General features: G+C 36.1%; 18 protein-coding genes and 1 tRNA gene. 13 read left to right on the top strand and 6 right to left on the bottom strand.

Annotated features, from left to right (window positions below; all coding sequences use genetic code 11):
• The first annotated feature begins 6 nt into the window (after positions 1-6).
• Together plsY and dprA are read left to right on the top strand one after the other, a co-directional pair.
• Positions 7-639 (top strand): glycerol-3-phosphate 1-O-acyltransferase PlsY, encoded by a 633-nt coding sequence (gene plsY / locus ACFIMX_RS09425; RefSeq protein ID WP_375618116.1) that lies wholly within the window; start codon positions 7-9, stop codon positions 637-639.
• A complete protein-coding gene (gene dprA / locus ACFIMX_RS09430) occupies positions 596-1,828 on the top strand; it encodes a DNA-processing protein DprA (protein WP_375694376.1) in 1,233 nt (410 codons plus the stop codon). Before plsY ends, dprA begins: the two co-directional genes overlap by 44 nt.
• Here the strand turns inward: dprA and ACFIMX_RS09435 are convergent.
• On the bottom strand, positions 1,758-1,964 hold the full coding sequence (locus tag ACFIMX_RS09435; protein ID WP_005773510.1) for a hypothetical protein: 207 nt from the start codon (positions 1,962-1,964) through the stop codon (positions 1,758-1,760). The genes dprA and ACFIMX_RS09435 overlap by 71 nt on opposite strands.
• 264 nt (positions 1,965-2,228) lie before the next feature.
• Here ACFIMX_RS09435 and topA point away from each other — a divergent pair, with 264 nt between their 5' ends.
• The 7 genes from topA (at position 2,229) to ACFIMX_RS09470 (ending at position 10,864) form a co-directional block, all read left to right on the top strand.
• Positions 2,229-4,802: a type I DNA topoisomerase gene (topA, locus tag ACFIMX_RS09440; protein ID WP_375618113.1), complete on the top strand. Its 2,574-nt coding sequence runs from the start codon at positions 2,229-2,231 to the stop codon at positions 4,800-4,802.
• 3 nt (positions 4,803-4,805) lie between these two features.
• On the top strand, positions 4,806-7,082 hold the full coding sequence (rnr, locus tag ACFIMX_RS09445) for a ribonuclease R (RefSeq protein WP_375694377.1): 2,277 nt from the start codon (positions 4,806-4,808) through the stop codon (positions 7,080-7,082).
• Between the two features lie 276 nt (positions 7,083-7,358).
• Positions 7,359-8,531, top strand: a complete 1,173-nt coding sequence (locus tag ACFIMX_RS09450; protein ID WP_375639670.1) for an MFS transporter — start codon at positions 7,359-7,361, stop codon at positions 8,529-8,531.
• 102 nt (positions 8,532-8,633) lie between these two features.
• A complete protein-coding gene (gene rpmG, locus ACFIMX_RS09455) occupies positions 8,634-8,801 on the top strand; it encodes a 50S ribosomal protein L33 (protein ID WP_004864083.1) in 168 nt (55 codons plus the stop codon).
• A gap of 328 nt (positions 8,802-9,129) precedes the next feature.
• Complete coding sequence (locus ACFIMX_RS09460) at positions 9,130-9,693, top strand: thermonuclease family protein (protein WP_375618110.1); 564 nt, start codon at positions 9,130-9,132, stop codon at positions 9,691-9,693.
• Positions 9,694-9,721: 28 nt separating this feature from the next.
• Positions 9,722-10,351, top strand: a complete 630-nt coding sequence (locus ACFIMX_RS09465) for a uracil-DNA glycosylase family protein (RefSeq protein ID WP_375639668.1) — start codon at positions 9,722-9,724, stop codon at positions 10,349-10,351.
• A 21-nt stretch (positions 10,352-10,372) separates the two neighbouring features.
• A complete protein-coding gene (locus ACFIMX_RS09470) occupies positions 10,373-10,864 on the top strand; it encodes an Lrp/AsnC family transcriptional regulator (protein WP_375639667.1) in 492 nt (163 codons plus the stop codon).
• Positions 10,865-10,912: 48 nt separating this feature from the next.
• Here the strand turns inward: ACFIMX_RS09470 and cobT are convergent, their stop codons facing one another.
• The 3 genes from cobT to glpD form a co-directional block, all read right to left on the bottom strand.
• On the bottom strand, positions 10,913-11,899 hold the full coding sequence (cobT, locus tag ACFIMX_RS09475; protein WP_375639666.1) for a nicotinate-nucleotide--dimethylbenzimidazole phosphoribosyltransferase: 987 nt from the start codon (positions 11,897-11,899) through the stop codon (positions 10,913-10,915).
• A gap of 391 nt (positions 11,900-12,290) precedes the next feature.
• Entirely contained in the window at positions 12,291-13,271 is a 981-nt protein-coding gene (gene dusA, locus ACFIMX_RS09480) for a tRNA dihydrouridine(20/20a) synthase DusA (protein ID WP_375618107.1), read from the bottom strand.
• A gap of 690 nt (positions 13,272-13,961) precedes the next feature.
• Positions 13,962-15,494: a glycerol-3-phosphate dehydrogenase gene (gene glpD, locus ACFIMX_RS09485; protein ID WP_375639726.1), complete on the bottom strand. Its 1,533-nt coding sequence runs from the start codon at positions 15,492-15,494 to the stop codon at positions 13,962-13,964.
• 342 nt (positions 15,495-15,836) lie between these two features.
• Here glpD and ACFIMX_RS09490 point away from each other — a divergent pair, with 342 nt between their 5' ends.
• The 4 genes from ACFIMX_RS09490 to ACFIMX_RS09505 all read left to right on the top strand — a co-directional run bounded on the left by ACFIMX_RS09490 (position 15,837) and on the right by ACFIMX_RS09505 (position 19,094).
• Positions 15,837-16,709, top strand: a complete 873-nt coding sequence (locus ACFIMX_RS09490) for a DsbA family protein (protein ID WP_375618106.1) — start codon at positions 15,837-15,839, stop codon at positions 16,707-16,709.
• Between the two features lie 242 nt (positions 16,710-16,951).
• A complete protein-coding gene (accB, locus tag ACFIMX_RS09495; protein ID WP_375613403.1) occupies positions 16,952-17,449 on the top strand; it encodes an acetyl-CoA carboxylase biotin carboxyl carrier protein in 498 nt (165 codons plus the stop codon).
• A gap of 14 nt (positions 17,450-17,463) precedes the next feature.
• Positions 17,464-18,822, top strand: coding sequence for an acetyl-CoA carboxylase biotin carboxylase subunit (gene accC, locus ACFIMX_RS09500; RefSeq protein WP_375639665.1), 1,359 nt, complete (start codon positions 17,464-17,466; stop codon positions 18,820-18,822).
• A gap of 196 nt (positions 18,823-19,018) precedes the next feature.
• A tRNA-Thr gene (locus tag ACFIMX_RS09505) sits at positions 19,019-19,094 on the top strand.
• Between the two features lie 101 nt (positions 19,095-19,195).
• Here ACFIMX_RS09505 and ACFIMX_RS09510 read toward each other — a convergent pair.
• Complete coding sequence (locus ACFIMX_RS09510; protein WP_375667647.1) at positions 19,196-19,561, bottom strand: XRE family transcriptional regulator; 366 nt, start codon at positions 19,559-19,561, stop codon at positions 19,196-19,198.
• The gene (locus ACFIMX_RS09515; RefSeq protein ID WP_375639930.1) at positions 19,521-19,715 is read right to left on the bottom strand and encodes a hypothetical protein; all 195 of its coding nucleotides are present in this window, start codon (positions 19,713-19,715) and stop codon (positions 19,521-19,523) included. Before ACFIMX_RS09515 ends, ACFIMX_RS09510 begins: the two co-directional genes overlap by 41 nt.
• Positions 19,716-19,855: the final 140 nt, after the last annotated feature.

Genomic DNA, 19,855 nt, shown 5'->3' on the forward strand with positions numbered 1-19,855 from the left:
TTCTTAATGAATGAAGCAGAAATATTTTTTCAATCCACTCCATGGTTTATTTTCCTCATATCTTATCTCATTGGCTCGATTCCATTTGGTCTTCTTTTAACGAAATTGTTCAAAATTGGTGATATAAGAACAATCGGTTCCGGCAATATTGGAGCAACAAATGTTTTACGAACAGGAAATAAAAAGCTTGCTGCTCTAACACTTCTTTGTGATATGTTGAAAGGAACTATCGTTGTTTTCGTTATAAAGTTTTTTAGTGATCCGCTAAACAATAGTATCCTTGTTTCTCTAGCAGGATTTTTTGTTTTCTTAGGACATCTTTTCCCCGTATGGCTTAAATTTAAAGGTGGCAAAGGTGTTGCTACCTATCTAGGAGTCTGCTTAGGAATCTATTGGCCTGCAGCAATTATTTTTATTATTGTATGGATAACGATTTTTCTCCTCATGCGTTATTCTTCATTATCTGCGCTTATTGCTGTTACGATCACACCGATATTTGTTTTTTATTTTTCCGCTTCTTATTTCTATTGTATGCTGATTGTGATGAGCGTATTTGTGTTTATAAAACATTCTGCAAATATCGGTAGATTATTAATTGGGGAAGAAAGTAAGATTGGTACGCAACACGGAGATAAATAAAGGAATCCTGCTTACTGATCGTCAACGTCTAAGCTGGTTACGGTTATTGCGCAGTGAAAATATTGGAGCTGTTAGTTTTTGCAATCTCATTGATCATTATAAAACAGCAGAAAATGCTCTGGCAGCACTGCCAGAGCTTAGTAGAAAAGGTGATGGTTCTGCATCTATTAAAATAGCAAGCTTAAAAGATGCAGAAAAAGAAATGCAAGAAGCTGAAAGATTAGGTGTCCGGTTTATCGGTATGGGAGAACCAGATTATCCAGCTTTTCTTAAGGTTACAGAAGCCCCTCCGCCGCTTATTGCTATCAAAGGTAATGTTTCAATTTTTCAAAAAACTTCTATTGGAATTATAGGTTCTCGAAATGCTTCAGCTGCGGGAAAAAAGCTTACGGCTCAATTTGCGCGTTTTCTCGGAGAAGCAGACTTTGTAACAATTTCTGGACTCGCTCGTGGAATTGATAGCGTTGCGCATCAAGCAAGTTTAAAAACAGGAACTGTTGCAGTCATGGCGGGAGGAATTGATCATATCTATCCTCCTGAAAATAAAAAGTTGCATGAAGATATTATTGCCAACGGTGGAGCCATCATCAGCGAAATGCCCATTTCTTGGAAGCCGCGTGCTATCGATTTTCCAAGAAGAAACCGTATTATTGCAGCTCTATCACTTGGTCTCTTGGTTGTAGAGGCAGCCCTGCGCTCAGGGTCCTTAATTACCGCACGTCAAGCAGCTGAAATGGGACGGTTGATTTTTGCCATTCCCGGTTCTCCACTTGATCCAAGATCTGTTGGTACAAACAATCTTATCAAAGATGGTGCTCTACTCACCACACATCCTTCTGACATTATAGAAACACTTACGCCATTAATTTCACCGCTTCCAAATTCGCAACTCAATTTTTTTGAGGAACCATCCTCTTTACAACTTGAAAAGGAGAATTTTAATTTAGCAGATGAAAAAAACAGTGATCTCTCTTTAGCAGATGATGATGCAGCACGTGCAGCAGTTCTCTCCGCTCTTTCAACAACGCCAATCGATTTAGACACACTCAGTATCCACTCAGGTGTTTCACTCCCAGCTCTCTACCTCTTGTTGGTAGAACTCGACCTTGCTGGAAAGCTTATTCGACACTCTGGTGGTTGTGTGTCATTGTCGAATCTTGATCTTCCCCAAGAGCCTCAGCACTATTAATAATGCTTTGCCCTTCTTTGGCAACCATATCCAAAAGCAATGCTAAAAGCGGACTGTGCGCCTGACGCGCCATTTGATTCATTTGCTTTGACATGTCTGTAATATATTGGATAACTTTTAAATGATTTATAAACATAATCCTCTATCCTTGAGCATTTCCCCTCCTACCTCTCAATAGACGTTATCTTAGTATTTCGCCGTATGTTTTTGTAATAACAGTGGAAAATAAATTGTGTAATTCTATATAGGGTGTACTCTAATAATGACAATCATAAGTTGTACAATATTCATGTTTTTTATATGGCTAATATTTTTTTATGTGCTCTTAAGCAATTGGCATTAGCTATTCGCGTAAAAGGCGTTTATAAAAAAATTTTTATTTCAATATTTGGGTAAAATTATGAATATCGTTATCGTTGAATCTCCAGCAAAAGCAAAAACAATTAATAAATATCTTGGGTCTCAATACAAAGTTGTCGCATCATTTGGACATGTTCGTGATTTGCCTGCAAAAGATGGTTCTGTTTTACCGGATCAAGATTTTTCTATGAAATGGGATATAGATTCTGGTGCCGCTAAACGTTTAAATGAAATAGCAAAAGCCGTTAAAGAAGCCGATAGTCTTATATTAGCAACAGACCCTGATCGTGAAGGGGAAGCTATTTCATGGCATATTCTGGATGTTCTCCGTCAAAAAAAAGTTTTAAAAGATAAACCTATTAAAAGAGTTGTCTTCAATGCCATCACCAAAAAGTCTGTGCTTGATGCTATGAACAATCCACGTGATATTGATACATCACTTGTAGATGCTTATCTTGCACGTCGCGCTCTTGATTATCTCGTTGGTTTTACACTTTCACCTGTTTTATGGCGTAAACTCCCTGGTGCGCGTTCAGCAGGACGCGTTCAATCGGTTGCTTTGCGTATTATTTGTGATCGTGAATCAGAAATAGAACATTTTATCAAAGAAGATTATTGGTCCATTACAACACAGTTAAAAACCATCCGAAATGATAGTTTCCAAGCAAGATTGACAATGTTTAATCAAAGAAAAATAGGCAAGCTTGATATTCAATCTCAAGAACAAGCAGACCAAATTCGCTTTATGTTGGAGCAAGCCCAATACCATACACTCAGTGTTGAAGCAAAACCTACAAAGAGAAATCCTTTTCCTCCATTTACAACCTCCACACTACAACAAGCAGCTTCTTCAAAATTAGGATTTTCAGCTTCTCGCACTATGCAAATTGCCCAAAAACTTTATGAAGGCATTGAAATTAATGGTGAAACGGCAGGGCTTATTACTTATATGCGTACCGATGGTGTGCAGATAGCACCTGAGGCTATTGATTCAGCAAGAAAAGTTATTCATGAAACTTTCGGAAAAGACTATATTCCTGAAAAGCCACGTTTTTATTCAACAAAGGCAAAAAATGCACAGGAAGCACACGAAGCGATCCGTCCAACAGATTTTCAACGCAATCCTAGTCAAGTCCGTAATTTTCTCGATAGCGATCAAGCAAAGCTCTATGAGCTGATATGGAAGCGTGCTATTGCCAGCCAAATGCGCTCTGCTGAAATTGAACGTACAACTGTTGAAATTGAAGCACAGACAGGAGAAAACTGTGCAAATCTACGGGCAACAGGATCTGTTACTCGCTTTGATGGCTTTATTTCCGTCTACACGGATCAACGAGACGAAGAAAATAATGAAGAAAATGAAACAACACGTTTACCACAAATAAACACTGGTGAAGCACTTACAAAAGAAAAAGTTGAATCTGTACAACATACCACAGAGCCCCCTGCTCGTTATTCTGAAGCTTCATTAATTAAAAAGCTTGAGGAGTTAGGAATTGGTCGTCCTTCAACTTATGCATCCACATTGGCGACATTGTGTGACCGTGGATATATTGTCATTGATAAACGAAAGCTTATTCCCGATGCCAAGGGACGTATTGTTACAGCCTTTCTTGAAAATTTTTTTAATCGCTATGTAGAATATGGTTTCACAGCAGATCTTGAAGAAAAGCTGGATCTTATCTCTGATGGCAAACTTTCTTGGAAAGACGTATTGCGAGATTTTTGGGATGGATTTAATGCATCTATTATCAATATCCAAGAACTCCGTATAACTAATGTTCTTGATGCTTTAAATGTAACATTAGCACCTCTCGCCTTTCCTGAACGCGAAGATGGAAGTGATGTACGTTCCTGTCCTCTTTGTAAAAATGGTCAATTATCATTAAAACTTGGGCGTTATGGTGCTTTTGTTGGCTGTTCCAATTATCCCGAATGTAAATACACACGCCAACTTGGTACAGATACTGGAGAAGAGAATGAAGCTGTACGCAATGATGAACCTGTTATACTTGGTATTGAACCTGAAACAGGAAAAGAGATCTCTCTTCGTAATGGCCGGTTTGGTCCCTATATTCAACTTGGTGAAAGCAAAGAAGTTAAGCGTGCAGGATTACCAAAAGAATGGCAGGCAGAAAATGTAACCCTTGATAAAGCCTTGGCTTTACTATCCCTTCCCCGTGAAATTGGCATTCATCCTGAAACTGGAAAAACAATCACGGCTACGATTGGACGATATGGTCCCTATCTTAGCCATAACGGAAAATCTGCGCGCCTTCTTCATGCAGATGAAGTTTTTGATATTGGTATCAATCGCGCTGTTACAGTATTAGCAGAACAACAAGAAAACAAAACCAGGCAAAGCAGAACAACACCTGAAGCATTGGCAACATTAGGAGAGCATCCCGAAGGAGGAACCATTACTGTGCGCAACGGGCGTTATGGTCCTTATGTCAATTGGGGTAAAATTAATGCAACATTGCCAAAAGATAAAGATCCCATTAGTGTAACTCTTCCAGAGGCACTAGAACTTATATCGGCTAAAGCATCGAGTAAAAAAACAACTTCAAAAAGAGCTTCTTCTAAAACAAAAGCAAAAATAAAAGAGACATAAATTTTGGCTAAAGGTGAAAAAAACATAAAATATCTCTCTTCATTCAAGGGGAAAACTTTTCCCAATAAGGAAGCAATCCTTTCCTTTATAATTGAGAATCCTAACCACTCAAGTAAACGAGAAATCGCTAAAGCTTTTAACTTAAAAGGCGATTCTCGTATCTGGCTTAGAGATATGTTACGTGAGTTAAAGGATCAAAATCTCATATCTAAACACCACAAAAGAGCAATAAGCAAAGGAAAATTACCCCCTGTTTCTTTAGTAAAAATTAGCGGACGTGATAAAGATGGAAGTTTTATTGCACAACCTCTTGAATGGGAAGATTCTCCAAAGCCCAATATTGAAATACACTCTTTTCATCACATAAAAGGAAGTAATATTGGTGTTGGAGATCATATTCTTGTAAAAGTTTTTCGAAATAAAAATTCTGAAAGCTCAAGCCATCCTTATACGGGACGAATTATTCGTAAAATTGACGTATCTCCCAAAAGCGCATTTGCTATTGTACGAAAATTGGAAAATAATCAATGGCGCCTTGATCCTATAGACCGCAAAACCAATGAACTCATTGTTGAAATGTCTCCAGAAATGAAGATTCAAATTGGTGATCTCGTTGAAGTCGAAATAAAAAAAAATACTGGTTACGGATTAAAGAGCGCAAAAATAAAGAATGTTTTAGGGCACATTAAGAGTGAGAAAACACTCTCAATGATAGCGCTTCTTTCGAAAGGAATTCCTTATATTTTTCCTGAAAGTGTTCTTGAGCAAGCCAAACATATCAAAGCTGCCAATATGGATAATCGTGAAGATTGGCAACAATTACCCTTTATTACAATTGATCCACCAGATGCAAAAGACCATGATGATGCAGTTTATGCAACCAAGGATAAGGATCCAGCAAATAATGATGGTTGGATTATTATTGTAGCCATTGCAGATGTTTCTTATTATATCAAAACAGGAAGCGCCTTAGATAAAGAAGCATTGAAACGTGGAAATTCTGTTTATTTTCCCGATACCGTTGTGCCAATGTTACCTGAACGCCTTTCTCATGATTTATGTTCTCTGCGTGAAGGAAAAGAAAGACCAGCTTTAGCCGTTCGCATGATTTTTGATGCAAACGGTAATAAACGAAAACATAGTTTTCATCGTACTATGATTCGTGTAAGAGCCAAACTTTCTTATCAAGAAGTACAATTGGCAATTGAAGGTAATATAAATGAAAAAATAGCCCCTCTTTTTGAGAGCATTTTGCACCCCTTATGGGAAGCCTATGCATGCCTTAAAGCTGCGCGAAATCGTCGCCAACCACTAGAATTAGAAATTGCAGAAAAAAAGATTATTCTTGATCAAAATGGATGCATAAAAGATGTTGTGAGTGAAACACAATTAGAAGCGCATCGTTTAATTGAAGAGTTTATGATACAAGCCAATATTGCAGCTTCTGAAACATTAAAACAACATCACCAGCCGCTCATTTATCGTATTCATGAAAAACCTTCTCTTGCTAAGCAAGAAATACTTCGGAGCTTTCTTCAAAGTTTGGGGATACCACTCTCCCGCGTAAGCGAACTTACCTCAGCGCGCCTTAATAGAATTTTAGAAAAGGTCGCTCATACTCAACAACAAGAACTAGTCAATCAAGTTATTTTGCGTTCACAATCACAAGCAGAGTACAACCCTAAAAATAGTGGCCATTTTGGTTTGAATTTGCAGAACTATACACATTTTACATCACCAATCCGTCGTTATGCTGATCTCATTATTCATCGAGCACTCATTAAAGCTCTCAAATTAGGAAATGATCAATTAACAGATACACAAGAACAAAATCTTGCAGAAATTGCTACGCAAGTTTCTTTATACGAACGCCGTGCAATGATGGCTGAAAAAGAAACGATAGATCGGCTTGTTGCTCACTATTTAACGAATAAAATCGGTCGTATTTTTACAGGCCGCATTTCCGGAGTTACAAAAGCAGGTCTTTTTATCTCACTTGATAAACTCAATACAGATGGTTTTGTCCATATTTCTACACTTAAAAATGATTATTATCATTTTGATGAAGCACAACATGTTCTTGTAGGACAGCGTAGCCATAAAGGCTATCAGCTCAGTGATGTTGTAGAAGTAAAACTTATAACGGTACAACCTTTTGCTGGCGCTTTATGCTTTGAACTGTTAACAAAACCTCGTCCAATAAAATTTTTACCGACATCCTACCATAAAAACAAATTAAAAAAACAAAATTATACTCTTTATGGGAAAAGAAAAAATTAAGCTTCTTTCCCTCAATTAAATAGAATATGAATAATAAATTCAATTTAAGAAATGACTTATATTATATAATATTTATATTATTTTATATATACAATCTTCTTTCTCTAGTATACAAGAGGATAAATTTTATTATTAATTCTATAATAACCATATAGAAATCTTGCAGTTTTTTATACTTAGAAAATGAGAGAAACTGCAAAGGATAGTTTTGGCTTCCTTTCATTTCAGCTCATCTTTTCATTGTTTAAATAAACAAGAGTACCTTAAGCCATTCTCATGAAAAAAAAACCTTTTGACTCTCAAAATAATTCTTTGCGTGCAATTATTGCCGCTATTGCAACCATTGGCACTGTTGGAACAGCTTTGGCAATGGGAACACAACTTGTTTCTCTTCTTATGGCAGAGAAAGGACTTTCCAACAGTACAATCGGCTATAGTGGAACAGTTGGTGGAATCGCCACAATTATTGCAGCTATTTTTACGTCTCGAATCGCCTTATGCTTAGGAAGCGCTCAAACAATATTGCTTATGATGGCGATAGGATCTTTAAGTTTTTTAGGATTCTATTTTTTTGATCCCATATGGGTTTGGTTTATTTTAAAGTTTATATTACATTTCAGCATGACAGTTATGTTTATCCTGTCAGAGTTTTGGATCAACAGTTATGCTCCCCCCAAAAAACGCGGTTTGATCCTTTCTATTTATGCTATTGTCTTAGGATTAGGGTTTATAATAGGTCTAACGCTGCTAGCAAAAGTGGGAACACAAGGATTTATTCCTTTTGCTGTTGGATATAGCCTTATTATGCTTGCTACTATACCAATTTTTACCGCTTGGAAATTAAGTCCAGAATTTCAAAAAAATCAATATATGCCATTGTTTCGTTATCTTTTTCACGTTCCAAGTGCAATGATGGCGGTCCTTGTTTACGGGGCCATTCAAATGGGCGTATTAACTCTTATAATACCCTTTAGTTTATCCATTGGTTATAATGAGAATGAAGCAGCACATTTTATGGCAACCCTTGCACTTGGGAATATTTTTCTCTTAATTCCTATCAGCATTATAAGCGACTACGCCAAAGATCGACGCTACCCACTGATGAGTTGCGCTATTCTAGGTTTTATAGGAACTTTTATAGTACCATGGATTCTTCAATATCCATGGATTCTGATGCTTGATTTGTTTTTTCTGGGTGGTGTATCAGCGAGCCTTTATACAATTAGTCTTGCACATTTAGGAGCCCGTCTCAAGGGGCAAGAACTTGCTGCTGCTAATTCTGCTTTTATTTTTTGTTATGGAATTGGTATGCTCATCGGACCGATCTTTATCGGAAAATCCATGGATATCTTTAAACCTTTCGGTTTTTCAATAGCCATGGCTGTTTTTTTCGGTTTATATGTCATTTTGGTGTTTGTCCAACTTATGAGAAAATTAATCAGCTCTTGACTTTTTTGAGAACATCCGTAGTGTTGCCGGAAAATCTGATGATGTTGGAAATAAGTTTTGACAGCAATAATATTTTTTCAGTATAAATAGGGTGTTTACATTATGGCTAAAGCAGCAACCATTAAGATCAAGCTTTTATCAACTGCAGATACTGGTTTTTTCTATGTAACAAAGAAAAACAGCCGTACAATGACAGATAAAATGAGCAAGCGTAAATATGATCCAGTTGTAAAAAAACACGTTGAATTTAAAGAAACAAAAATTAAATAAATAGAATTATCATTGAATTGATAGATTTTATACTCCAAAAGAAATGTGGGAGTATTGCTCTTCAACGTTATTTTTGAGGGGTGTTTTTTTTATTTCCTTAAGTTTAAAAAGTTTACTTTAAAATTTGTTTTTGTACGGATTTAGATAAGTTGAATTATTATTTAAGTTGCTTACATATATTCTGCATGAGTATTTGATTATTGTGATATCTAACGAAAACTTTGTCATTAAAACGAGACATTGTTTCGTCATATGAATAAAGTTTCTCGGGTGAATTATAAACAATACTAAAATAGAGTTATAATAATGTTAGCAGTTTCTTTATTTCATGAAAAAATCTTTTTCTCATTTTAATCTAAGAGGCTTTAATCTAAAAGTAATCGGTTTCAGTATTTTTGTCGCTGCTAGCATTCTTATCATTATGTCAACTTATTTTAAGAAAATTCAGCGGTTGCCTCAAAAAGAAAAATTTTCTTCTCAAAACTCTGTTGAAGGAAATGCATTAATCATTGATGGTGATACCATTATGATTTCTTCAATTAAGATTCGACTAGCTGGAATTGATGCTCCTGAACTCCACCAATTTTGTGGAAAAAAGAAAGCACGCTACCCTTGTGGGCTTGAAGCAAAGAAATATTTAGAACAATTATTAAAAAATAAAATTGTTACATGTCACTGGCAAAAAACAGATAAATATCGCCGTATTCTTGCAACATGTAAAACAAAACAAGTTAGCAATATCAACGCAACACTTGTACATAATGGTTGGGCTGTAAATTATTATGAATACCCCAAAGAAGAGCAAGAAGCTAGAAAGAAAAAGAAAGGAATATGGGCATCAAGTTTTCAACGACCAAAAGAATGGCGCAAAGCAAATCCTCGCACAGAATAAGAAAAATATTTTTTAATTTTATTTACTAATGAAACAATGTAGCCCAATTATCAAACTTGAAAAAGAGATCTATTCCTGTCGTTTTTGCGTCCAACAACCCCATTATTTTCCTCCTCTTCCTCATGAACCAAACCCTGTCGTTTATTTATCCGATACTGCTTCGATTGCAATTGCAGGCCAAGCACCAGGGTTGCGTGTCCATAAAACTTCTATCCCTTTTAATGATCGCTCTGGTGAAAAATTGCGTAATTGGTTGGGTGTCACGAAAGAAGAATTTTATAATAAATCTCTTTTTGCTATTGTTCCTATGGGATTTTGTTTTCCAGGTTATGACAAAAATAAAGCTGATTTACCACCAAGACGTGAATGTCGAGAAATATGGCATGAAAAGATATTTCAGGCAATGCCTCAAATAAAGCTTGTTCTTGCTATTGGCAGTTATGCGCAAAAGTGGCACATTACAGAATTAAAACATAAAACCGTTTCTGCAACTGTTGGTGATTGGAGAAATATTCTTTCCATTCCTCAACCTCGAGGCTATAATGTTATGCCTTTGCCTCATCCGTCATGGCGAAATACTTCTTGGTTACAGAAAAACCCATGGTTTAACGATGAGCTTATTGTATATCTGCGTCGTTTAGTGCGTAAATTTTTATAAATTAAAATATTGAGAAAAAATATGGATCGTCTTGACCGAAAAATTTTACATCTTTTGCAAGAAAATGCGACACTTTCTGTTGCTGATATTGCTAAAAAAGTGGGGCTTTCGACCACTCCTTGCTGGCGTAGAATTCAAAAACTTGAAGAAGATGGCGTCATTCAGCGTCGTGTTGCTGTTCTTTCTCCAGAAAAAGTAAACGCACACGTCACTGTTTTTGTGTCTATTCGCACAAATACACATAGTCATGAATGGTTTAAGCGTTTTTCAAAAATTGTGGAAGAATTCCGTGAAGTCATTGAATTTTATCGAATGAGTGGAGATATTGACTATTTATTGCGTGTTGTTGTGCCCAACATTGAAGCTTATGATCTTTTTTATAAAAAATTAATTTCTAAAATTGACATCCGTGATGTCTCTTCTTCTTTCGCAATGGAACAGATTAAATATACAACAGAACTTCCACTTAATTATATTAAATTACACGACAAGACGCATGAACAAAGCTCTTAAGATTTTTTATATCCGTCTTATGATCTTTTAGGCATTCAAACTTTCTTGTTAAAAAACCACCATTTGTGCATGTGTTAAAACAGCAGCTTTGACAATACCAGCTGCCATAGCTGCTCCTGTCCCTTCACCAAGACGCATCCCCAAATCTAGAAGTGGTTCTTTGCCAATTTTTTTTAAAAGTTTACGATGAGCTGTCTCAGAAGAAACATGTCCAACAAGGGTATGATCAAGAGCTTTTGGATGCATTTTATAAAGAACCGCTGCAGCTGCTGTTGCCACAAAACCATCTAAAATAACGGGTATTTTTTCTATTCTTGCTGCTAAAATAGCACCAACCATAGCAGCAATCTCACGTCCTCCTAAGCGACGCATTATCTCAAAAGGATCATTAAAATAATCCTTATGCAAAGAAATGGCTGTCTTAACCGCTGCAATTTTACGCTGATAAAAATCACCTTCTGATTCCATAGCATTTCCTGTCCATTCTTCCACTTCCCCTCCAAACAATGCTAAGCATAAAGCTGAAGCTATTGTTGTGTTTCCAATTCCCATTTCTCCAATACATAAAAGATCTGTACCACCCGCAATGGATTCCATTCCAAATGCCATTGTAGCAGCCGCACTCCGCTCATCCATTGCGGCATTCTTCGTAATATTCATTGTTGGATATTCCAATGCTAAATCAAAAATTTTTAATCCAAGATCATAAGCAATACAAATTTGATTGATAGCAGCTCCACCAGAGGCAAAATTTTCTACCATTTTTTGTGTCATAGATTGTGGAAATGGTGTAATATTCTCCTCTACAATACCATGGTTTCCAGAAAAAATAGCAACCAAAGGTCGGGTTACGATAGGTTTTTCTGTACCCCTCCACCCCGCATACCAAACAGCAATATCTCCTAGTTTTCCCAATGTTCCTTGCTCTTTTGTTAAGTTTTTTTGCCGTTTTTTTGCCAAAATTATAGAAAACTCATCAGCAACAGGTAAATTTGTAAGCAAAGCACGAAAATCATCAAATGGACTAGCGATCATAAGGATACCTTTTAAAATCTACAATGTTTATGAAAATCACGTCATATATACAGGATATGAATAATTTATTGTTTTTTTAACAGTGCTTTAAAAATGTTAAATACTATGAAAGCAATAATTTCTACATTCTATTTTCTACCCAATAACAAACGTGCAAGATTCAAAATGTTATTAATATCTTATGACTACCTTTACAGTGATACCCTTAAGCTATTTTTTATTTAATAGGCATAATCAGCATGCCGTTTAATATATAAATTCTAACATTCTTATTCATAATAAAAGTTATAAACTTTCAAAAACTTATAAAATTGAAGAGATCAAAATTATCGCAAAGAAATCAAAACGCAAAGGATCTCAACTTTAATATATGTTAATTGTCTGACTGTTATTAAATGAGAGCATAAAAAGCTTCTTTTAAAGTACATATATCTGCGTTTGGTTTTGTCGCATCATTTGATAGTATTTGCCGCCATCGACGTGCCCCACCCCGCCCATGAAATAAACCAATCATGTGACGCGTCACATGAGAAAGCCGTCCCCCCGATGCAATATGTCGAGCCGCATAATCACACATAACCTCAATAAGATCACTCTCACTTAGACTATTCTGCGACTCACCATAGAGTTCAAAATCAATATGTTTTAACAAAGTTGGATCATGATAAACTTGGCGACCAACCATGACAGCATCACAGAAAGTTAAGTGTTCTTTGATCTCATCAATCGATTTAATTCCACCATTTATCCCAATGAATTTATGAGGATATTGACGTTTTAATTTGTAAACCCTTTCATAATTAAGGGGCGGAATATTGCGATTTTCTTTCGGACTCAATCCTTGTAGCCATGCCTTGCGTGCATGTATCCAGAGCGCATCACATCCAGCATTCCAAACCTGATTAGCCAAAAGATCTAACGCTAACTCTTCATCTTGTTCGTCCACTCCAATCCGACATTTGACAGTTACAGGTATAGTAACCTCTCGTTTCATTGCTTCTACGGCATTTGCCACAATGTCTGGATGTAGCATCAAACAAGCTCCAAAGACCCCTGCTTGAACACGATTTGATGGGCAACCAACATTGAGATTTATTTCGTTGTAGCCAAAATCCTCAGCAATTCGTGCAGCTTCTGCTAACTTTTTCGGATCTGCCCCCCCTAATTGTAATGCAACTGGACGTTCTTTGTCGCTAAAAGCCAACAATTGTTCACGAACACCATGAATGACAGCATCTGCTACCATCATTTCCGTATAAAGGAGAGCTTTTTTCGTTAAAAGACGATAAAAAAACCTGCAATGTCGGTCTGTCCAGTCCAACATTGGTGCTACTGCAAATTTTATAGGGGATGGAAGGTTGTAAAATATCATGAGGGTATTACTCTCAAGTCTCTATAGCTCTCTCTTTATACATAAAAAAATACTTACTTTTAGTTTACGGAAAATTTTATTCTCTTATACTATCATGAGTATAATAACAGCTCATTATTGATATCAAGGTTTACTACAATCAATCATGCCAAAACACAATATCGCATTTCTCATAGATTAGTGTTCAGGTATATAAACATGAAAAAAGAAGATTTTTACTATAATATAAAAAACTCATTTATAAGTTCTTCTTACGCTCTTCAAGCCTCTCCCCTTACATGATTTAGTACAGCGTTTAAGATAATAAATGCTAAACTAACACATTATACAATTTTTCATGATCGATTTAATTTTCTTTAGATTTTTTTAACTCATTGTACAAATAAACGATACAGAAAGTAGCTTTATCTTCTCCTAAAGAAGAAAAAAACCTTATTTCACACGAATCTAATTATAAATTACTTTTTATCAATGAGTTCTTTTTGGTGATATTCTTAGATTTCACTTTATAAGATAGACAAATTTCATCTTAAATATTCTATCTAATTTTGCCATTTTATGATTCTTGCAAAAAAAACTAAAATCAGGGTATAGACAACCATTGCCTTTTTAATATCTATAACTAATATCGGTATCTCTCGAAGGAAAATATTTTACAATATTGCAGATACAATCTGTAAAATGAAATGATCATAAACGTTGTTCAATCTCTTGTTGGCTTTGCATATAGGAAGAAAGAGTATCAACCTCTTGTTCATTAAATAGGAGTCCCAGTTTTGAACGACGCCATAACACATCTTCACATACTTTAGCCCATTCTTTTTCCATCAACCATTTTACTTCTACTTCATAAAGCCCATGTCCAAAATTTTTTCCTTTATTTGCCTTACCATGTGCAAAGATCACCAACGCTTCCGTACCGTAGGAGCGTGCAAGCCTGCGATGTGTAAAAGCATCTAAATCTGGCATTAAAAGAGCAATCCTATTTTCGATTGTATCTAATTTGTTATAGGGAAAATCACCCCCTGGAAGTACTGCCTTAGCCGTCCATGATGCTCCCTTTTTACCAAGCTCTTTTTCAACAAATTTCATCGCATCTTCAGCCAACTTACGATAAGTTGTAATCTTTCCACCATAAAGATTAAGTATCTTTGGTGTCGTTCCTGTTCCCATTTCTTTTAAAACATAATCGCGCGTAATTTCTTGTGCTTTTGAAGCTCCATCATCATAGAGTGGACGAACTCCAGAGTAAGACCAGACAATCGTTTCAGGCAACACTGGTTGTATGAAATATTCACTGGCTGCTGCACAAATATAATCAATTTCTGTATCAGTAATATGAACGTCAGCCGGATCTCCTTGATAATTACAATCTGTTGTTCCAAGTAAGGTAAACTCTTCTTGATACGGAATAGCAAATATAATACGCCCATCACCATTTTGAAAAATATAAGCACGATCATGAGTATAAAGCTTGGGAACCAAAATATGAGAACCTCTAACAAGCCGTACTGGTGGATGTTCTTTACAATCTAATATGCTTGCCAAAACATGATCAATCCAAGGTCCTGTCATATTCGCGACATAAGAAGCTGTGACACTATATTCTTTGCTACTTAACTTGTCTTGAAGAAATATACGCCATTTATTGTCTTCTTTTTTTAAAGAGAGAACTTCTGTTCGTACTTTTATATCAGCTCCCCACTTTTCTGCATCACGAGCATTGCCAATAACTAAACGCGCATCATCTACTCTTGCATCAGAATATTCAAAACCTCTCTGATATTCTTTCTTCAGTGTAGAGCAAAATTTTTGTGAAAAATTAATCGTTTTACTGCGCCACAACTTCTGATTCCAATTCCCTAAATAATCATAAATAAAAAGTCCAAAACGCAACATCCAAGCAGGGCGCAATTCTTTATGATAAGGAAGGAGAAAACGCAAAGGACGCACAATATGTGGAGCCATACGTAAAATGATCTCGCGTTCTTTCAATGCTTCACGAACAAGTTTGAACTCATAGTGTTCAAGATAACGAAGCCCACCATGAATAAGCTTTGTTGACGCACTTGAGGTCCCAGATGCAAGATCGTTCATTTCAGCCAATCCCACTTTAAAACCGCGTCCTGCTGCATCTCTTGCCAATCCACAGCCGTTTATCCCTCCTCCAATAATAAACAGTTCATAATGTGTTATGGTTTTCATAATTTCACTTTTTATTATTTAATTTTGTTTCTCAGTACTCAATAAAGCAACAGGAAAAAATAATACAAGTGTTCTTCTTTGTATTATCAACGTACTTTTTCCTAAAATAAACACGCACAAAAAGCTTTTGATACCCTTATACATCAAAACAACATTTGACAAATTAAAGAGATTTTTTTTATCCTTTACAAAACATAATCCTTACCAAGCCAAGTTTTATCATATGAAATCTTTTTAGAGAAAAATTGATGTTTTTTCTCATTCTTAAAGATACACTATAACTAAATGCTTCATTGAACATAGATAGCGCTTTTCATATAGTTCACTCAATGACACCCTAAAAAATGTGAAGGTATACAAATGAATTATCACTCTCAAAACTCAAAAATAACACTTTTTTCAAAAATTTTAGTCATAGTTATGTCGAGTATTTTAATCTTTTTACCTTCTTTATCAAACGCAACATCACACTCAAAAACAGCAAATGATTTAAGCTTAGAAAAGCTTAAATCACAACTTTTAGAAGATTCTAGCTTTTTATCTAAGCTTAAAGAAAAAATGATACCACATACTGATTCTCATCATATTCAACAAATCGTCAAAGAGTATCTTCTTACTCATCCAGAAATTATGATTGAAATGCAGCTTATTCTTCAAGATAAGCTGGAAAAACAGAATGAATACGAAAACCAAAAACAAACTTCTGTCATTCATTCATTAGAAAAAGAGATTTTTCATTCTCCTCATGACGCTGTTTTGGGAAACCCAAATGGTAAAAGAGTGCTTGTCAATTTTTTTGATTACAACTGTGGATATTGTAAAATTTCCTATTCAAATATAGAAGACTTAATAAAAGAATATCCAGATTTAAAGGTTATTATCAAGGACTTACCAATTTTAAGCTCTGATTCTATGGCAGCCCATACTGTTGCCTACGCATTTCGAAAACAATTTCCAGAGAAATATCCTCAGTTTCACAAAACGCTTTTAATGTATCAGGGTCGTGCAAATGAAGCTAAAGCTATTAAAGTAGCTGTTTCATTAGGAGCAGATGAAAAAAAACTACATAATGCAATAAAAGATCCCACTCTGCAAAACGCTTTTAAAGAAAACATTCAAATTGCCTCTGCACTTCATATTACGGGAACACCTTCTTACATCATTGGTGATAAAATATTCATCGGCGCAGCCAGACAAGATATTCTAAAACAAGCGATAGATAATGCACAGTGAATACCTGATCCGTTTTAGGAAGAATACTGTAAATGAGGTAATTTTATGCTTTCTCTTTTTTGATAACAGGCTTATAAGTGCAATTTTACGTAAAGCAGATACAAGTTTTAAATTGCAAAGTATAATGATTTAAAGGAAATAAAAATCTTTAAAGCCTCAAAAGATGTCATCCCTAATCTAGAGATATTCGGTCATAAAATGAGATAATGACGATCTTCATTGATCAAGGAGTTAGAAATAAAATGGCAACAAAAAAAATGGATTCGGCAAAAACCGCAATTGATACGAAAATTATTCGTGATCTTGCTGAAATTTTGAATGATACAAATTTAACGAACATTGAAGTTGAACAAGGGGAGCTTCGTATTTGTGTCTCACGCCAGAATACCTTAACTTCTTCTGAGCAAGCAATCTATGCTCCTGTTTCTACTCCTACTTTTTCTGTAACATCTTCTCCAGTTCCAACAGCTGAATCTCCTATACAATCTATCCAAGAAGATAAATCAAAAAACACAATAACCTCTCCAATGGTTGGAACAGCCTATCTTGCACCTTCACCAGGCGCACAACCTTTTGTAGAAGTAGGACAAAATGTTTCTGAAGGGGAGACATTACTTATTATTGAAGCCATGAAAACAATGAATCAAATTTCATCACCACGCTCAGGCACGGTAACCACTGTTCTTGTCAAAGATGGTCAACCTGTTGAATTTGGTGAACCACTTATTATTGTTGAATAAAGCGAGGGGCAACCATGATTCGAAAAATCCTCATTGCTAATCGAGGAGAAATTGCTCTTCGCGTTTTACGTGCATGTAAAGAACTTGGCATAAAAACCGTGGCTGTTCACTCTACCGCTGATGCAGATGCAATGCATGTTCGTCTTGCTGACGAAAGTGTTTGTATTGGCCCTCCTCCCGCTCGTGATTCTTATTTGAGTATTCAGCAAATTATTGCTGCTTGTGAAATTACAGGAGCGGATGCTGTTCATCCAGGTTATGGCTTTCTTTCTGAAAATGCAAAATTTGCAGATGTTTTAGAAGCCCATGATATTACATTCATCGGTCCAACAGCTACTCATATCCGAATCATGGGCGATAAAATCGAAGCAAAGAAAACCGCCAAAAAACTTGGTATTCCTGTAGTTCCAGGTTCAGATGGAGCAGTCACTGAAGAATCAGATGCTTTACGCACTGCTCGTGAAATTGATTATCCAGTTATTATAAAAGCTTCTGCCGGTGGTGGTGGACGTGGTATGAAAGTCGTTCATTCTGAACAAGAATTTTCTATAGCTCTCAAAACAACGCGTTCAGAAGCGAAAGCTGCTTTTGGTGATGACGCTGTTTACATAGAAAAATATTTAGAAAAACCCCGTCATATTGAAATTCAAGTCATAGGTGATGGTGCGGGAAATGCTATTCATTTAGGAGAACGCGATTGTTCACTTCAACGACGGCATCAAAAAGTATGGGAAGAAGCTACGTCACCTGCACTTAATGAAACTGAACGGAAAAAAATTGGAAATATTGTTGCAAATGCTTGTGCCCAACTTGGATATCGTGGAGCTGGTACTATTGAATTTCTTTATGAAAATGGCGAATTTTATTTTATTGAAATGAATACACGTTTACAAGTCGAGCATCCTGTAACTGAAGCAATTACAGGTATAGATTTAGTTCACGAACAAATCCATATTGCATCAGGCTGTAAACTTTCAGTGACACAAGATGAAGTCTGTTTTTCTGGTCATGCCATTGAATGCCGTATTAATGCAGAAGATCCTATTAACTTTACGCCATCACCTGGAACCATTACACATTTTCATACACCTGGAGGTTTAGGGATTCGTGTTGATTCAGGCGCTTATTCAGGTTACCGTATTCCTCCTTACTATGATAGCATGATTGGAAAGCTGATTGTTCATGGACGTACCCGTTTAGAATGTATGATGCGTTTACGGCGTGCTTTAGATGAATTTGTCGTCGATGGGATAAAAACTACACTGCCTCTTTTTCGCGATCTTATTAATAATCAAGATGTTGCTGATGGTAATTATAATATTCACTGGCTAGAAAATTACCTTGCTCATCAATCAAAGTCTTCAGATTCGTAATTCGATAGCAAAACGGTGCATTCTTATAAAAGATTCTATAAGATATCAACATAAGGATAGTTCCAACCTTGCTGTAAAAAGTGGAAAAAAGGAAATAAATTGGTTATTTTTTATATAGTTTTCTTTTAATATGCATAAAATTTAATAATTTTCTGTTTTCCTTTTTGTTAGTTTGTGCTAACTCCTACATGGTTATGCCCTTATAGCTCAGTTGGTAGAGCACCTGATTTGTAATCAGGGGGTCGGGAGTTCGAGTCTCTCTGGGGGCACCATGCTCTTTTTTATCCAAAATAATTTATTGATTTTCCAAATGTTTTTTGTAATGAGGGACTCCCAAATATAAAGTGAGGGAATAGGGTTTTGCAACACATCTCTATAGGACGCCTCTTTTTTTACCAACTTTCTCAAGAAAGTCTTTTAATTCTGCTACGGTTTGTTGTGAAAAACTCTCTAAATTTCTAACAAACTCACCAACCGCTTCACGCCTCAACGGATCAGAAGTCTTGATTGTAAAACTTTTGCGACAAGCATAAGCTGCTTTCCTTAAGAGTAAAGCCTTCTCTTTATCTAAACCATAAAGCTCTATGATCTTTTCCTCCAGTCCTACAGGAATAGATTTTTTGCCAATCTCGACAGAAGATAAAAATCCTACAGATATGTCTAATTTCTTAGCCATATCTAAGAGGCGTTCGGAGTGATCAATGCGCAAAATTCCGCGCAAATTCACCATTACTAGCATCACCGGACCAATCGCCTCCTCCCAACATAACATTTACGTCTACACGTAAACTGCTTCCTTGTTCCCCTGTATGCCATTTCGTCACGGGATAACAACCAGACAAAAATTGCCACACATAACCGCAACCATCCTCACAACCGATATACGAAATCATACGACGATTTTCTGTATCAACGTGTCCTCCAGACGTTTTGGGAGAAGGCGCTTTATTGCCGTAATCACGCGCTCTGGTGCGTAATTTTCACTTCTTTGCACAAGCGCTGCCACACGCACTTCACGCCCCAATTCCAGCAA

Origin of the sequence: Bartonella sp. AD24XZML (assembly GCF_042196485.1) — a bacterium.
Lineage (GTDB): Bacteria > Pseudomonadota > Alphaproteobacteria > Rhizobiales > Rhizobiaceae > Bartonella.